General features: G+C 33.1%; 14 protein-coding genes. 6 read left to right on the top strand and 8 right to left on the bottom strand.

Annotated elements, in window-relative coordinates; genetic code table 11:
* The first annotated feature begins 7 nt into the window (after positions 1 to 7).
* Positions 8 to 568 carry a hypothetical protein gene (locus C1H87_RS02440; protein WP_102754295.1) on the top strand — a complete coding sequence of 187 codons (561 nt, stop codon included), beginning with the start codon at positions 8 to 10 and terminating at the stop codon, positions 566 to 568.
* Positions 569 to 655: 87 nt separating this feature from the next.
* Here the strand turns inward: C1H87_RS02440 and C1H87_RS02445 are convergent, their stop codons facing one another.
* On the bottom strand, positions 656 to 1,462 hold the full coding sequence (locus tag C1H87_RS02445) for a glycosyltransferase (RefSeq protein ID WP_102754296.1): 807 nt from the start codon (positions 1,460 to 1,462) through the stop codon (positions 656 to 658).
* A 175-nt stretch (positions 1,463 to 1,637) separates the two neighbouring features.
* On the opposite strand from C1H87_RS02445, the gene C1H87_RS02450 reads away from it, so the two are divergent.
* From C1H87_RS02450 to C1H87_RS02460, 3 genes are read left to right on the top strand one after another with little or no spacing between them, the layout of a single operon-like run.
* Positions 1,638 to 4,727 carry a hypothetical protein gene (locus C1H87_RS02450; RefSeq protein WP_102754297.1) on the top strand — a complete coding sequence of 1,030 codons (3,090 nt, stop codon included), beginning with the start codon at positions 1,638 to 1,640 and terminating at the stop codon, positions 4,725 to 4,727.
* The gene (locus C1H87_RS02455; protein WP_233783305.1) at positions 4,727 to 5,944 is read left to right on the top strand and encodes a hypothetical protein; all 1,218 of its coding nucleotides are present in this window, start codon (positions 4,727 to 4,729) and stop codon (positions 5,942 to 5,944) included. Before C1H87_RS02450 ends, C1H87_RS02455 begins: the two co-directional genes overlap by 1 nt.
* The gene (locus C1H87_RS02460; RefSeq protein WP_102754298.1) at positions 5,941 to 7,458 is read left to right on the top strand and encodes a glycoside hydrolase family 2 TIM barrel-domain containing protein; all 1,518 of its coding nucleotides are present in this window, start codon (positions 5,941 to 5,943) and stop codon (positions 7,456 to 7,458) included. Before C1H87_RS02455 ends, C1H87_RS02460 begins: the two co-directional genes overlap by 4 nt.
* Here C1H87_RS02460 and C1H87_RS02465 read toward each other — a convergent pair.
* Together C1H87_RS02465 and C1H87_RS02470 are read right to left on the bottom strand one after the other, a co-directional pair.
* Complete coding sequence (locus C1H87_RS02465) at positions 7,455 to 8,648, bottom strand: glycosyltransferase (protein WP_102754299.1); 1,194 nt, start codon at positions 8,646 to 8,648, stop codon at positions 7,455 to 7,457. The genes C1H87_RS02460 and C1H87_RS02465 overlap by 4 nt on opposite strands.
* A 48-nt stretch (positions 8,649 to 8,696) precedes the next feature.
* Complete coding sequence (locus C1H87_RS02470; protein WP_199769325.1) at positions 8,697 to 9,941, bottom strand: oligosaccharide flippase family protein; 1,245 nt, start codon at positions 9,939 to 9,941, stop codon at positions 8,697 to 8,699.
* A gap of 338 nt (positions 9,942 to 10,279) precedes the next feature.
* Here C1H87_RS02470 and C1H87_RS02475 point away from each other — a divergent pair, with 338 nt between their 5' ends.
* A complete protein-coding gene (locus C1H87_RS02475; protein ID WP_102758152.1) occupies positions 10,280 to 11,416 on the top strand; it encodes a response regulator in 1,137 nt (378 codons plus the stop codon).
* 324 nt (positions 11,417 to 11,740) lie between these two features.
* Here C1H87_RS02475 and C1H87_RS02480 read toward each other — a convergent pair whose 3' ends face one another.
* From C1H87_RS02480 to C1H87_RS02490, 3 genes are all read right to left on the bottom strand, one after another.
* Entirely contained in the window at positions 11,741 to 12,958 is a 1,218-nt protein-coding gene (locus C1H87_RS02480) for a glycosyltransferase (protein WP_102754300.1), read from the bottom strand.
* Between the two features lie 437 nt (positions 12,959 to 13,395).
* Entirely contained in the window at positions 13,396 to 13,704 is a 309-nt protein-coding gene (locus tag C1H87_RS02485; RefSeq protein WP_102754301.1) for a hypothetical protein, read from the bottom strand.
* A gap of 28 nt (positions 13,705 to 13,732) precedes the next feature.
* The gene (locus C1H87_RS02490; RefSeq protein ID WP_102754302.1) at positions 13,733 to 14,032 is read right to left on the bottom strand and encodes an STAS domain-containing protein; all 300 of its coding nucleotides are present in this window, start codon (positions 14,030 to 14,032) and stop codon (positions 13,733 to 13,735) included.
* A gap of 131 nt (positions 14,033 to 14,163) precedes the next feature.
* Between C1H87_RS02490 and C1H87_RS02495 the strand changes: the two genes are divergently transcribed.
* Entirely contained in the window at positions 14,164 to 16,224 is a 2,061-nt protein-coding gene (locus C1H87_RS02495; RefSeq protein ID WP_233783307.1) for a tetratricopeptide repeat protein, read from the top strand.
* Between the two features lie 86 nt (positions 16,225 to 16,310).
* Here the strand turns inward: C1H87_RS02495 and C1H87_RS02500 are convergent, their stop codons facing one another.
* Positions 16,311 to 16,832, bottom strand: coding sequence for a hypothetical protein (locus C1H87_RS02500; protein WP_102754303.1), 522 nt, complete (start codon positions 16,830 to 16,832; stop codon positions 16,311 to 16,313).
* Between the two features lie 89 nt (positions 16,833 to 16,921).
* Complete coding sequence (locus C1H87_RS02505; RefSeq protein WP_102754304.1) at positions 16,922 to 17,278, bottom strand: hypothetical protein; 357 nt, start codon at positions 17,276 to 17,278, stop codon at positions 16,922 to 16,924.
* Positions 17,279 to 17,633: the final 355 nt, after the last annotated feature.

Genomic DNA, 17,633 nt, shown 5'->3' on the forward strand with positions numbered 1-17,633 from the left:
TAAAGACATGAAAAATCTATTTTTATTAATCGTTAGTGTATTGGCTGTAATCACTATAAATGCTCAGCAAAACAGTATTGCTTTTTTAGATATAAATACTGTCGATTTTCAATTTGAAAAAGAAAGTAACACTTTAACAAACAGTGAAGACAAAAGAGCAAATTCAGGTTATCTGAAAAAAGTATATGCAAAAGAAACTTCTACCGAAGTAAAAAAACTAGAACATCAGGTTCTTAACTATAACATTAAAAACCATTCTATTTATGACGATTCGGAAAAAGCCACTTATCGAGTTGTATTTAAGAAAAAACAAGGTAAAATAACGGTGGTTTACAACAATGCTGGAGACATTTTATCTTCAAAAGAACAATTTAAAAACATCAAAATCCCTTATAAATTAAGGGTCATGATATCAAAAAGCTATCCGAAATGGTCCTTTGCAAGTAATACATGTTCAGTTTTGTATGTTAAAAACAAACATGTAGAAAAAACGTATACTATAAAAATAAGAAAAGGCAAAAAAACTAAAACCTTAAAATTCAATAAAGCATTTAAGCTTATAAAATGAAGTTATAAAAAGAGGCTGCCTGGAAAAATATCATTTTAAATGAAATTTTAAGGCAGCCTCTTTAAACTAAACAAAGTATTAATCAAACTAGGCATCGTTGCTATCAATCGTCTTAATATTATCAAAAGATTCCGCTTTGTCAACTTCTATAGCGTCGCCAGAAAGCGATAAGAAACTATAAAAAGCCCAAATACTTATTAACATATACGGAATGCGTAAAATATCTTTCATCGTTAATTTAGAACCTCTTCGATGTATCCATTTTTCCAGAGGTTGCTCAAACACCCTGTTCATTATATCCTTTGAACCAAAGTATTTTTTTAATCTTATAAAAATCTCTACATCAAACAACCACTTTGTTAAAAATGCTTTATTATATATAATGGGGATGATGTCTCGTCTAAAAACCTTCGCACCACATTGCGTGTCTTTAATAGGTAATTCCAATATTAGAAATACTATTAATTTCACCAATCTGGAGAATAGATTCCTAAACAAATTTTTTCTAATAAACCCTTTTCTTCTAGAACCATATACCAACGACAAATTATCGTAATTATGCAACGTGTCTACCATCTTTTCAAAGTCGTTAAATCCAGTAGATAAATCGGCATCAATAAAGCCTATATACTCTATATTCTGCCTGTTAAACAAGTAACGCGCTCCAGCTCCTACAGCCGCTGCTTTACCAACATTCTTTTTCAAATTTAAAATACTTACTCTTCTTGGCATTTCCTTTTGGATATCGTGTAAAACCTCCAATGTGTCATCTTTGCTTCCATCATTAACAAAACACAGGTGATATTTTTTATGCGATTTTATAAATTCAATAAAAGCATTGGCATTCAATCGACTTCCTTCGTTATAGCATGGTATTATTATCCCCGTTTTCATGACACATTCGTTTTTAAGTTCTTATCCAAATTTAGCTATGACTATTATTTATTCCGGGTAAAATTCGGTGGTTGGTACACTTCTGTAGGTGAATTAATTATCTCTGTTGATAAATACTATTCGTCTATACAAAACTTTGTTATATATTTAAAACGTAGAAAATAGATTACTATTAATGCGTGAAAAGTCGAACAAGTACTTAATTACTGCCATTCTTTTAGGGTTAGCGTTTCATGGTACCTCGGTATTCTTTACTATAGAGAGTACTTACGATGCATTAATACATTTATTCTTTGCCAACCATTACGCCACGAGCTGGCTCGAACCGTGGAACTATTCCTGGTACACAGGCTTTACAGTTATGAGCTATCCGCCATTAGTACATCAGGCTATTGGGGCTTTATCGTTAATAGGAGGATTAAAATTCGGGCTGTTTACTGTTGCCTTCATCGCTATTGTACTATTCGTTACGGGTGTATACAGGTTTTCTTTATTAATGACGTCCAACAGAAAGGTTGCCGGTTATGCGTCTATCTTAGCTGTTTTATCATCATCGTTTGTTGAAACCTTGCATCTATTCGGGCAACTTCCCAGCATTGTTGGGGTGTCTGTTTTAATGCACGCCCTCCCGGAAATTTACTTGTGGTTAAAAACCGGTAAATACAGATACTACTTTACATGTTTATCGCTAATATCTGTAACCGTTACGTCTCATCATGTAACACCAATTTTTGGAATGGTGTTCTTTATATTCCCTCTAATTGGTACGGTTATTATGGATGCTTCAACCGAACAGGTAGGTTCTGTGAAAGACGTAACTATTAAAGTTTTTATTGCCACTTTTTTTAAACTCTTTAAACGTATAGTAGGCTTTGGATTCTCTGCATTATTTATAATTATTGTATGTATTCTCCCTTATTGGATTAATTCCAAGAAAAACCCCATTACCCAAGTACCTATCCCACATGGTTCCAGAGACAATTTTCTAGAAGTAACATCATCTGGGCTGGTATTCTTTTTAATTCCATGGGGGCTTATGCTCATCCTTTTACCTTATATTTTCTATAGATATTACAGCAAACGCTATTGGTTTTTCGGTTTATCTATAACCGTTTCCACTGTTTTGGGAACAGGAGGCACTACTCCCATTCCATTAAAAGTTTTGGGAGAAACTGCATTCAATATTTTAACATTAGATAGATTCACACTTTGGGCTTCCATTATGTCCCTACCTCTGTTTGGGGAATTTGCATACCGCTTTGTGGAAGGCGATTTAAAAGACCTCATACAAAATTGGCTCGGCTCTGTGTATCATAGAATTCTTGGTGGTATTCTAGCCAGTCTATATTTGTTCATGACCATCTTTACGATGAGTCTGGGCTATTTTAGACCTTCTCAGCCACAAAAGATTAAAATGCTTCCTATTGTTAACTTCCTATATCAGGATCAACATGACCATTGGCGTTATATGACCTTAGGGTTTGGTGATCAAATGGCATGGTTATCGGCACAAACCAAAGCCATGTCTGTAGATGGTAACTACCATTCTGCCCGACGGTTGCCCGAACTAACAACACGCCCCATTGAGCGTTTAGAAAACTCAAAATTTAGAGGCTTAGAAGGTATTGGTTCATTACAACAATTTTTAACAACTCCAGAAAAATACCATTTAAAGTATATTTTTTCTAACGACAAGTTTTACGATCCTATTCTGTATTTCTGTGGCTGGCAACGTTTACAACAATTGGAAAATGGTATTATGGTTTGGGAAAAACTAAATGTAGCTCCCGTGCCTTCAATTTTACCAAAAGAAGATGTGGCACTTTGGCTAAAAGTACTTTGGGGCATGATGCCCTTAACAACGGTTCTTGTTGCTTTTATGCTGAATATTCAAATGTTATGGATAAGACTCTTAAAAACCAAGAAAAAGGAGGTTCCGGCATACATGAAGTTTCAAAACAATTATACAAAGTTTCCTAAATGGCTTGTAAAATTCACTCATGTTTGGTCCTTTCTTATAGCAATTTGTATATTCTATGGCATCTATCTGTTCTACATAAAAAACGATTCGCACCATTCTCCAGAAAATGCTGTTATAGCTTATTACGATGCCCTGGATTTTAAAAGATTTGAAAAAGCACATAGCTTAATCGATCCCGATAGTGGTATTAGTATCGCTCAATATATGTTACAGGTTTCTGTTACCGACGGATTATTAAGTTCTTATGCTAAAATGGATGGTATTAGAACAACCATGATAACCCAAACGGATAGTCTGGCGACAATGAAAGTGGACATGGAATGGATTACTCCCTTGGAAAGAATGAATACGTTTACATACAAATCGCTTGTAAAGAAAAAGGGCAAATGGTTTTTATTACCAGAAGATGTTACTACAGATTTACCTCCAGACCAATTATACTCGGGAAATGTTACAGAGTATTTTAACCAAGGACGTCGACGTATTACCACAGAGCAAACCTATCATGAAGATGTTTTAAAGCAGCCTGTTTTAGAAATACTTTCTGCAAAATTAGTAAAACATGGAAAAAGCTACGCCATTATTGGAGATGTACAAAATATAGATAATGTACCGGCTGACGTTGTATTAAAAGGCACGCTTTATAATGACGACAATAAACAATTGGCTACCTATAACGCCAAGCATCAAGTAAAGCATAAAATAATGCCTAAAGAGGTTACGGCTTTTAGAATTAATTTTGAAGGTATAGCCTGGTCTAAAACAAAAGATTCCATCCCGAAAACATTTAACCCAGATGAGTTTACACCGGTTGAGTTTGAAGAACAGCCCACTAAATTCAACTTACAAATAGCTGGTAACATAGCAAAAACAGATCTGTATAAAAGAACAACCTTGAATGATTTAAAAATCTCCTCAGGAGTTGTTAGTGGGATCTTATTTAATTCCGGATTACAGGAAGTTACGATTCCGCAGCTTATCGTTTCATATTATAATGCAGACAAAGAAAAGATTTGGGTAGACCATTCATTTATTGCAGAAGGTATTAGGCAACAAAGAAAGCTGTATTTTGAGTACAAGCTTCTAGATAATGACGATACAAAATGCATCAACGACGATATGTCCAACTGTTTTGTTAACGGTTTACCTAACGATGCCATTTCAGATAAAATAGTCCCCAACAGAATTATTAACCAAACCCAATCGGTTTTACAGCCCGTTTCGCACCCCAATTACAGTTATATAAAGATTGAAATTAACACCTATATAGGAAACCCTAAATAATGACGCGTAACAACATATACGTATTGGTTACTGTTTTAATGCTTGCCTCATTTATTACTATGGTAAGCCAAACAAGTACAGATAACACTTTAAAGCTTCTTACCACCGAAACACAATTTGAGGCAGGTGCGAATATTGTTTTAAAATTTTCTTCTAGTAACGGAGCTACTCCCCTGCTATATTGTTCTAATAGTCACGGGGCGTTTTTAATAGAACCTATTGTTAAAAATAACACACTACATTTTGAAATTCCTAAAAATATAGCAAACAAAACTGGGTTGATAAATTGGAAATTATTAGCCGATACCGAAAAACTATCTGGTACATTCTTTATTAACCCGAAACAATACCCTAATACCATGGAAACTTATTTGGGGCCACCAACCATTGAAGCTGGAGGAACCGATTATACCATGCTGGTCGTAATTCCAACAGATGTTTACGACAACCCGTTAAAAGATAGTACTCAGGTAAATGTAAAACATCAATTTTTAACTTCAGAATATCAAGATATCATTTATACCGATCAATTAGTGGCGCATATAAATTTACATTCTGAAGCAAAAACCGGACGGATGCTTATAAGCTCAGAAACTTTAGATAAAAACTCTAAAGAATATGTTATCAATGTACTACCTGCTATTCCAACGAATTTTAATATAACCTACGAGCAAAACCATAACTACGCCGACGGGAATCAAATCACCACATTTTTAACTTCAGAAATTCGAGATAAAAACGGTAACATGGTTAGCGATGGTACGCTAGTAACCTTTTTTATTACCAACAAAAACAAAAATATTCTTAAAACCTCAGCCCCAACAATTAATGGTTTGGCAACTGCAAAAATGGTTCACCCCGATTATGGAGACACATGGATGGTTAAAGCTTACATTGAAGGTATGGCTGAAAGTAACAACACGTTATCTTTTGATTTTAAGCAAATTATAACAGATTACAAAGTTGTTTTTTCTAATAACAATAGAACAATTGTCGTGGGACCTCTACAAAGTTTTATGGAACAAATGATTCCAGATGGTTTACAGGTAAAACTTCATATATACAAAGACAACACAAAAGTAGAAACGATTTTAAAAGAGTCTTTTGAAGGGTTCGTTACATTTAAACTGGACGTTAATGAAATTCCTAGTAACACTTATAAAATGGTTGTAGAAACTGCCAAAATTGAAAAAACATTTGAAAACATTAAGTTATGAGATCCATCAACAAAAAAATAATACGCGGTATTCTTTTTCTATCCTATATCTTAATTATTGGCCTTATAACCTACGGTCTTAGCGCTTTATTTGGTTACTTGAATACAGGAGCAGACCGAAGCACCATGCTACATACAGAAATAAAAAAGGTTGAGCAATTTCTTCCAAAAATCCGGTGGGCTTCTCTCGAAAATGAAGGTAGACCTATGAGCGACCAAACACTTGCTGAAATTGAAAATGATTATTTAGATGCCTGGTATGTTAAACATGTAGCCTACCAAACCAATGCCAGAACAGGAATTAAGGATTATTACACAAAAAATGCACGTAAAAACCTCTATAATATTATCAATAAAAATACCGAAATGGGTACTACTATAAAAAGTACCTCCCTTGAACACCACCCCAATTTAGAGTTTTTTAGTGAAGACGGTCATTTAATAATTATTACAGATAAAGATGTTGTAGAGTACAAACGTATTTACAAAGACAAAGCTTTTCTGTTGGAAACAAAAGATGTATCTACTTATAAAATTATTATGTTATTGGAAGATGGGTTTTGGCGTATTCGACACATGTTAAAAACAGCGAATGACGATTATAATCCTGCAAACAAAATCATTTCCGACGAAACCATAGACATTAAGGGGATTAATTATTACCCACAAGCCTCTCCCTGGGATGTTTTTGGCAAGAAGTTTAATTTAGACACTATTGCCAGAGACTTCAAACTCATTAAAGATACTGGTTTAAATAGTATTAGAATCTTTGTGCCCTACGAAGATTTTGGTAAAGCCAACGTAAGCCCAGATAGGCTTAATAAACTCGAACAGGTCATGGACACTGCTGAAGAAGAAAACTTAAAGGTTGTTGTAACGCTCTTCGATTTTTATGGGGATTATTCTATTTTAAACTGGACATTAAATCAACGCCATGCAGAAACTATCGTATCTAAATTAAAAAACCATAAAGCCCTATTAGCCTGGGACGTTAAAAACGAACCGAATCTCGATTTTGAATCTCGGGGGAAAGACCTAGTTGTAGCCTGGCTAAACAATACTATAGATCTTGTAAAATCCATAGATTCTATTCATCCCGTAACCATAGGCTGGTCCAATATAGAAAGTGCTCCTATTTTAAAAGATAAAATTGATCTCATCACCTTTCATTATTACGAAGATTTGAACAATCTAGAAAAAGCATATTTAGACTTAAAAGATAGTATCCCAAATAAACCCATTGCCATTACAGAGTTTGGTATGTCATCTTACAAAGGGCTTTGGAATCCTTTAGGTAAAACAGAAGAAGACCAAGCCTCCTACCATAAGCAAGCCCAGGAAATTTTTAGTGAAAATAACATAAACTATATGTCCTGGACGCTTTATGATTTTACAGATATACCAAACGAAGTAACCGGGATGCTCCCTTGGCGAAAAACGCCGCAAAAGTATTATGGTTTTATAAATGAAAAAGGCGATAAAAAAGCAGCGTTTAAATACATTTACACCCCTTAAACGATCTGCATGATTCTACCGCCTTTAATCTGCTTAAAAGTATTTAAATAAATATCTGTGATTTTAGACATTGGATAAGCTGTGGCTGCTTTATAATTTATGCGTCCCAATTTTTTTCTATAATCCTCATCGGTTACAATGTTTTCTATAGCTTTTGCCAAACTATCGACCGACGTGGGATCAAAAAATTCACCTTGATATCCTTCATCCTTAACGAGCAAAGCTAAATCTCCTAAATCGGGCATTACTACGGCCTTACCATAACTACCAGCCTGATGCAATACTCCAGAACTTCCTGTAGTAGAAGTATATGGAAATACAACAACGGCACTTTCCTCAAATAAAGTTGGCACTTCACTTTCTTCAACATAGCCCGTAAAACGTACTTGTTTTATATGCCTATAGTCTTCTTCAACTTTTTCTAAATATCCGGGCACATTCGGGTTATCTGTTCCTGCAATTACCACTTCCAAATTCAATCCTGTAAACTGTCTTACCTGTTCAACTGCTTCAATCATACCCTCCACTTTCTTATAAGTTCCAAACTTTCCAAAAGTCATAACCTTCATAGGATCTACAGGAATATCAGAATTTGGCTCTTCTGGAATTTCAAATGTCCCATGTGGTATTAACTTAACATTGTTGGTTTTATATTTGGCTTCCAGAATGTCTACATACTTCTGCATAGTAACAGCCACAACATCTGCCTGAAGAATTAATCGGGTTAAAGTACTTCCTATAAATTCGTAGATTTTCTGCATTATTTTGTTACTGGTAAACCCTGCACTATCTAAGTCTACTTCTTCCAGAATATTATGCAATAAAGCAATGGTTGGTATCTTTTTAAGTTTACAGATCAACGGTAACATCAAACCTAGAGCAGCTGCAACTTTCTTGTCTCCAAACTTCATAAACTGTAAATTGAACAGTACAGCATCTGGTTTTACTTGCCCTATAGCTTTTGTTACATTAAAAATATTGGAATAACTATTGAATCTCCAACATTCCTTTACTGTTACTTTACAACCAGACTCTTCAAATTCAATATCTTTGTTGTCTTCGGTATAATCTGTTAACAATACTAATTCTGTTAGGTCTTTCTTTTGTCTAAAATGCTTTACCAAATGATAGGCATATTCATTTAGAGTAACTTTACTGGGCGGATACGCCGTTACGATTGCTAATTTCATAATATTCAGGTTAATAATTATTGTTAGTACTTAATGAATCTAAAATGATTATCTATTTTTATAATCCAGTTTATAAAATGTAAGTTGTATTAATAGCAGTAAAACCATAGCGATTATTTGCATATAAACGACTTGCTCTAAACTTTCATGAAAAAACACAACTAATGCCATTTGCAACATACCAAATACACCAGATATAATTACAGGTATGTATTTATCTAGAGACAAATAGTAATAGGCAAAAATGTTAGATAGCGCAAACATGGAAGTCGCAAGACCGTATTTCCAAAGTAAGCTTGCCATAGATATATAGCTTTCTCCAAATAGCATGGTAATAATTGTTTTGGGAAACAAAAAGCATCCCAACACTATTACAAAAGAAATAACACCTATATATAGTACATATTTAAATAAAACTTTTGATGCACTTTTATTCTCTTTTTTTAGTTGTACCACCTTTGGTAATAACAACATAACAAACATCCAGGCAATAAAATATACAATGCGGCCAATAAGTGCCAATGAAGCATACAGCCCAGCTTCGTAAGGCTCAAAATAGTGCTTAACCAATAATATGTCGCTATTATTAATAACTATTTGAGTAAGCTCGTAAAATGCTGTTAAGATGAAAAAGCTCCTTATGGACTTAAGATGTGTTTTATCTATAATGGTCGTTTCTTTAAACGAAATGTCCTTAACACTAAATGGTATTAAGCCAAATAGAAAAGATATAGCAATACCTAATGCAATAAGAGCAGAAAAGGATACGCTTGATAATACATAAATTAGTAACAAGGTAATTACAAGCCTACTAAGCATTTCTGCTTGATAGGTTACAGAAAGTGATTTTAACTCGTTTTTTCCTTGAAAAATCCCTCTGTTAACACTCATTAAAAAATAAAAGGGTACGCCACAACCAAAAATCACAAACATTTGAGATGTGGTTGTATTAAACAACTTCTGTAACTGGGGTGCAAATATTATTATAGCCAGACCTAAAAGTATCCCTACCGAAAGTGCATTTTTATAAACTCTTAGAACAAAGCTTTTAAATAAACCCGATTCAAAGAGTACAGAAAACTTGGCTGTTGCTAGTTGAAAGGTCATTGCTATAAATGATAATACAAGTAAAAATGTAACCAATACTGCGGCATCGGCAAATTGTGTTGGTCCTAAAAGGCGACCAAGAATTAAGTTATACAAATAATTACCACCATTAACTATAAGTACACTTAACATAAATAGCTGTTCTGGGGTAATTCTTTTAGATAGAATAAACGATTTGATTTGCATGGCTAATAATTTAATGATACGTCATATACTTTTTATTCTTTTAAATCTCACGTACTAAAAATTGAATTTTTTGACACTAGCCAATCCAATAATAACCATGTGAAATTTCAGCTTAAAAAACGTGCTCATTAAGTTGTATTTTCCTAACAAAAAGAACACTTTGTCGAACAAATATATCATTTTATCTGATTTTTTTGCAATAAATATTATATTTCTTTCAAAAAATATAATATATTTACTACATAATTAATAAAGCAAACCTTATATATTTAATAAAATTTGTAAGAATTAACCAGTTAAAACAAAGAAAAAGACTAACCAAAAATCTTAGTATCATGATAAAAATTTTAGCCATTGACGACCAACAACTTATACTGCTATCATTGGAAAAACATTTAACTGACTTAGGTTATGATGTAAAATATGCAGACAATGGAAAAGAGGGCCTTGAGCTTTTCGACACATTTAAACCAGATGTGGTTATTGTAGACATAAATATGGATGGCATGTCTGGACTGGAAGTTGTAAAAGCTATTAGATTGGAAAAAAAATCTGATACCAAAATTTTAGTATTATCCGGAAATACAGATGAAGATACCATTATTGATGGATTTGGATTGGGTATAGATGATTATATGAAAAAGCCTGTATCGCTTAACGAAGTTACTGTGAGAATATCCAGAATGTTTGGTATAAAAACTATAAAATCTGAAAACAAGGACACAAAGGACCAAATGCTTCAAAAGCGTTGTGTTGGTGTTGTTATTCCTTGCTATAATGAAGAAACGCGACTTTTAAGTAAAGAGTTTATTGAGTTTGTAAACAGTAATCTGGGCTACCACTTGTGCTTTGTAAACGACGGTAGTACAGATAATACTTTAAAAGTATTAAACAACTTAAGTAAGAACAGGGAGACTAATATTAGTGTTTACAATTGTGAAAAAAATGGCGGTAAGGCTGAAGCTGTAAGACAAGGGGTATTGCATTTAGCCAAGGACGATCAATTGGATTATATAGGCTACTTAGATGCTGATTTATCTACAGACTTTAGAGATTTTGATGATCTGGTAAAGACTATAGAATCTTCAGATTTTAAAATTGTAAGTGGTTCCAGAATGAGTAGAATGGGTGCGAATATCACTAAAGAATCTGCACGTAAAATAATTAGTAAAACAATTAACCTTATTATAAGAACTATTTTAGGTATGCCATTTAACGACACGCAATGTGGCGCAAAAATTATGGATAAAGACATCGCTAAACTAATGTTCAAGGATAAATTTATTACGCGCTGGATCTTTGATGTTGAAATTTTTATAAGAATGCGAAAATACTACGGAAAGAAAAAGGCTGTTTCGTATATCTGTGAGCAACCACTTAAAAGATGGATTCATGCAGATGGTTCTAAATTATCAATGAGGGATTCTATAAAAATTGTTGGACAACTTGGACAAATTGCTATCCATTATAGATAATATCATACTAGGGATTAATTTTACCATTTCTGCGATTAAAGTAGATTGTATTACTATAGTTTGAAATCAACGTAGTTTTTATATTCTTTTTTAAAGTTTAATGTGTTGCCTGTTCCGTTCTTTATATTAACGGATAGTTCTCTGTACACCCTTTTTCACTTTAAAACATTCGTTAAATTATAAACGTACCAAAGGAAGCCGTAGGTAGACTTCCCTGGTGAAAAACACTTCAAAAATGTTTTTGGTTTTGTATAAACTCCCGATATGAAATTGAGAGAATAAAAATAAAATTGGTGCAAAAAAGGCATCTGTAAACATATATCCTTAGGCAATAGCTTGTTGTTCTTGTAACTTTTCTTTTTTCTTTTTTAAGATTATTGATTGAAATGTATTTACGTACATATTTGTAATTCTGGACATTGGATAAGCCGTCGCTGCTTTATAATTAGCACGTTCTAATTCTGCTCTATAGCTATTGTTTTCAAGAATTTTTTGAATAGCCAGTGCTAAGCTGCATATACTTTTTGGTTCGAAAAACTCACATCTATATCCTGCTTCGTTTACTAAATGAGGTAAATCTCCTAAGTTGGGTATGGCCACTGCTTTAGCATAGCCTCCAGCTTGATGTAATACACCTGAACTTCCATTGGCTTCTGTATAAGGCAATACAATTAACGAACTCTCCATAAATAATTTTGGTACATCTTTTTCTTCTACATATCCTGTAAACGTTAATCCTTCTATATGGCCATAAGCTTTTTTTACCATCTCTAAATACCCTGGCGTACTAGGATTATCTGTACCAGCTATAACAAGCTCTAAATTTAAGTTTGAATAAGCTTTAATCTTTTCAACCGCTTGAATTAATGTTTCAACTTTTTTACAAGTCCCAAACTTTCCGAATGCTAACACCTTAAAAGGTTGCAATGGTATATCGAAACTTGGTTCCTCTAAAATTTCGAATGTACCGTGAGGAATGAGTTCTATATTTTCTGCGTTATACTCCGACTTTAAGTATTTTACATGCTTTTTCATGGTAACCGCAACAACATCAGCCTGAAGAACCAATCGGGTTAAGGTTTTACCTATAAACCCATTAATTTTTTTCATTAGCTTGCTATTTGCAAATTTTTTGTTGTCTAAACCTACCTCATCAAACGTATTATGCAATAATGCAATACTAGGTATGTTTTTAAGCTTACAGATTAATGGCAACATTAAACCTAAAGCCGCTGCAACTTTCTTATTACCAAACTTTGTAAACTGTAAATTAAATAATATAGAATCTGGCTTAGTTTTATTAATAGCTCTGGTAACGCTAAATACGTTTTTGTAGCTATTAAAAGACCAACATTCCTTTATCGTTATTTTACATCCCGATTCGGTAAATTCAATATCTTTTTTTCCATCAGTAGTAGTATCTGTTAATAATACTAACTCTGTAATATCTTCTCTTTGTCTAAAGTGTTTTACTAAATGATACGCATATTCATTTAATGTGATGTTACTTTTCGGATACGCTGTTACAATGGCTAGTTTCATAAGATCCAATTTTTTAATTATAATGTAAATTTGAGGATTTTATAATCAAAAAAAGGTTGATCTTAGATAGGTCAGCATTTACTGTAGACGAATGGTAATTTACTTTGGATTAGCTTAATTATTGGTTTATTTGAATATCTACAGAACCAGTAACCTCCTTCTCCCACTTCATATAACCATCTTTTTAATATAAAACTTATGGTTACACCACAGCTACCTTCAATTGAACTTAATATAAACCTGAACGAGATCATATTGGACAAATCGGTAAGTTTAAAGTATATCTTTTATACAAAAAATTGAAGCTCTGTATTTAGATTCCATTAAAATGTAAATCTAAATACAGAGCTCCAATAAAAAGGGCTACCTAACTATTATTATAAAAATGTGACCTGCCTTAATTGGTCTCTCTCTCTGGAAATTTTCATTTCCGGTACTTATCTATAATCATAATCAACAATAAAAATACTATTAAGGTTGGCTTGTTCAAATTGCTTATTAATACTTTTGTTCTCCTCTCCAAGAACAAAAAGTGTTTTACTTCTTCTTTTTGCTTTATCGGAAATAAACTTCATAACATTTATAGCCCTTTCATCAATCTTTTTCACATTTTTAAGACATATTATAATTTCATAATATGTATCCAGTAACTTATTGAAAAAGGTAGCTACCACATTTGTATACTCGTTAACGAAATCGCCATGTATTTCGAAAACACCCTTATTGTTTATAATTTTGAGGTTCATAATGATGTATTTGTAGATTAACACTTACCTACGCTGCACATGTGTGCAAAAAATCATCATAAATCTCTTTACAACCGGTACCTACAACAAAAAATGGTCGTTTTTTAGATTGTGCTTTACTGTAAAGTTCCCTTAAGACTTGCATACCTGAAGGGTCGATTTCGGTAACATTTTCAACATCTATAGTCAACCCTTTCTTTTGGTTTAAAATAGACTCCAAGTGGTTTTGAAAATTTAAGGTGGTAGAAACGTTAATCGCTCCTTCAAGAAAAAAGATTCCGTTTTGTTCTGTAATTCTAAGTGCCATAATCTTTGTCTTTAAATTCATATTGATTTGGTTAATGATTTTAAATATGCAACATATTTCCTACAAAAAGAAGGAAAATTCGGTGAAATGCAGTTTGCTGTAGACGAATGGTTTAAATCTATTGCTTAAATTGCGCGTACTAAAAATCGCTCATGACTATTAAATCGTATTTAACCACAATACTCCTTCTTATAGGTGCATTAAGTGCAGCCCAAAACATGAAGGAAGGGTTTGGCTTACTGGAAACTGGTAATTATAAAGCTGCTGAATCATTTTTTGAAACCGTATTAAAAGATTATCCGGATAACAAGACTGCCAAGTTATGTTTTGGACGTGCTGTTGGCTTAAACGGAAACCCACAAAAAGCCATTTCTGTATTCACAGACTTGTTGGATGATTACCCCGACGATTTTGAGGTTAAACTGAATTATGCAGAATCCTTACTTTGGAGTAAAAACTATCAAGACGCAAAACGTTACTATGAAGGGATCCTTAAAGATAATGACAAAAGTTTTGCTGCTCTTTTGGGTTATGCCAATACGTTATCCAATCTTAAAATATATGATGATGCTTTAACTTATGTGAATAAAGCTTTAGAAGTTTCTCCAGGCAATCCAAATGCTTTAACTTCTAAAAAGTATATCTATTTGGGTTATGCTTACCAAAACCAACAGCTACAAAACTATGATGAGGCTGAATCGCTACTAAAAAAAAACTTATCACTTTTTGAAAACGACAAGGAAACCCTTCTTAATTTATCTAACGTATATCTTATTTCCAATCAATTGGAAAAAGCTAAGACAACATACGAAACGCTTGGGGCTGATTCAAAAAACCGATTGATCTCATTAAACGGACTCGCCTTAGTTTCTCATTTAGGTAGCAAAGAAAAAGACGCACTTAAAATTAGCAAGCAAGCTTACGATGGTCTCTCTAATGTTAAAGACACAACGCTTATTAAACAAACTAAAGAACGTTATATACAAGCTTTAATCTGGAACAAAAAGTTTAAGGATGCTCAGGTTTTAATAGATGAACTTATAGAAACGCACCCCAACCAAAATTGGATTTTAGCTTTACGTGCTACCTTAAATATTTATAAGAGCGATTTTAAAAAGAGTATTGCAGATTACAATCGGATTTTAGAAAATGACAGCACGTCTTTCGATGGTAACTTAGGTAAAGCCAATGCAAAAAAGGCTCTAGGGCTTTATAGTGATGCTTACCAATCGGCCAACAATACATTACGCTTTTATGATAAGCAAAAAGATGCCACGCAGTTTATTAAAGACCTAAATACAAGTTTTATACCTTTTCTAGAGGCTAAAGGTTCTTATTCTTTTGACAATGGTGATAATGAAGCCTATGCATTTCAAACGAATCTGGAATTTCCAACATCTATAAAGTTTAAATGGTTAGCTAATTATGGATACAGAACTACGAGCAACTCTGTAACGAACAACAAAGCCACATCCAACAATTTCTCCTTAGGACTTGCCTATCAGTTATTACCAAATGTAACCTTTAAAGGCACAGCCGGAATATCTTCAGCTAATGTTAGTACTAACGATTATAAACAACTACTAGTTCATGCTGCTTTTAATATCAAACCTTTTAAGTTACAAGTATTAGATATTGGCTACTTGCGGGAAATTCAAAGCTTTAATGCAGACTTACTGGATCGCGAAATTGTGATGAATAATTTCTATGCTAATTACAACCTAAGTACTAATTTTAATTTAGGGTGGTTTACACAATACTATTATACCTCACAAAGCGACGATAACAACAGACACTTATTATTTACCTCCCTGTACTATAACATCTTACCAAAGCCCGCGCTTAAGGCTGGTATAAACTACCAATACATTACTTTTAAGAATCAAGTGCCGACTATTTACTTTAGTCCATCTACGTTTAATGCCGTCGAGATATTTATAAATATTATTAAAGATGAAGTGATTGCCAAACCTAAGGAATGGTTTTACGGGCTAACTGCTGCTACCGGTTTTCAGTTTATTGAAAACGATGCCAAGCAAAGTACCTACCGTGTACAAGGCTCTTTAGGTTATAAATTTTCGCCCAGAGCGTTATTGAATGTTTATGGTACCCGTAGTAATATTGCTTCTGCTAGTGCTGCCGGATTTACTTTTACCGAAATTGGTTTAAGATTTAAATGGTATTTATTTGACAAGCCAGTTTTTAAGAAGTAATGTTATGACTATTTATCATCTATAGGTAATTGTTTAAAAACATAGATTCCCCTTTTTACTACTATAAAAAGGGGAATTATTATATCTTATAAGGCTTCAATACTTTTTATTTTGATTCCTATAAAACAATCGTCCTGACACCCTTTTTCTATGTAACCACAGGTCGAAATTAATCCATTGTTTTTTGTTTCGAAGAATATTTGAGCTTGCTCTCTGTCTTTTAACCACTCATTTTGAGCCTTTTCATAGACTTCATCTAATGTCAAAAGAGTGTGTTTATATCCGTTGCTACCAAGTTCATTTTCATTTTCGGTCCATTCCAAGTTTTCTTCAGGAAAATCATCGGGCAGTCCTTTGGTTAAAGTATATTTGAAATGCCTTTTAACAATTTCTCCTTTAGACACTGTTATGGTAGTTTCCCAGGATGTACCAATCCATGATGAAAAAGTGGTTGTATATTTATACGAGTTATAAGATGACTCCTTGAATTGGAGCCAGGTTATCTTACTATTTACAAAGTCATCCTGATGTGCTAAATCATCAGACTCGCAAGAAAACGCTAGGGTAATCACTAACAAAAGTGCAATAGAATAAATTTTACTCTTCATATTTTATGTTTATTTTGAAGATGTAAATTTTGTTATTTGGTTGCGCAAAATCTACATGAATATTTTAATATAATTCTATACTAAGTAGATCATTTAACCTGAGTTATTTTGCGTATCAAATTTGCAGTGTATTTTAAAAATTCTCTATCTCTTATTCCATAACCATCCAATCCTCTTAATTTAACTCCATGAGGTGTTTCAGCATGTAGTTCTAACCAAAACAAGGTATACCCATTTTGTGTCGTAAACCTAAGTTTATCCTCTTGCTTCAATATCTTGTATTTACTTAATGCATCTGCATGAGGGGAATCTCGAAGCAAGATATAATTCTCAATAGTTAAAAGCTTTATGTTTTCCTCATCCTCCTTAATTCTTTTTTTTCCAGAAAAAACCAGATACCCTAAAAAGATTATAAGTATTAAAACTATAATTATAACTGTTTTCATTTATCGCTTTTTAATTGCATCTGTTTTTTCCTTTTAAAACTACGAGACTTCTTTTATCTGTAAAAATACTTCTTTCTTTAATATTGTGCCCTTCGGCTTTAGTTTATGCTGAGCGCATCGGTTTCGACAGGTGTTACTCTGAGCAGAGTCAAAAGACTCAACCTGATAAATAAAATTAAAAAGAGGCTGTCTAAAAAGTTCTTTAATTGTCATTTTGAGCGCAGTCGAAAAATCTCAATACTCTAATAAACAAATGTTTAATTTTTAAGAGATTCTTCACTATGTTCTGAATGACACTTTTTAGTCAGCCTCTTTACTTTATTAGGCGAATTCTTTGGATTTTAACTTAGAATTC

The sequence above is a fragment of the Flavivirga eckloniae genome (genome assembly GCF_002886045.1).
Taxonomy (GTDB): Bacteria; Bacteroidota; Bacteroidia; order Flavobacteriales; family Flavobacteriaceae; genus Flavivirga; species Flavivirga eckloniae.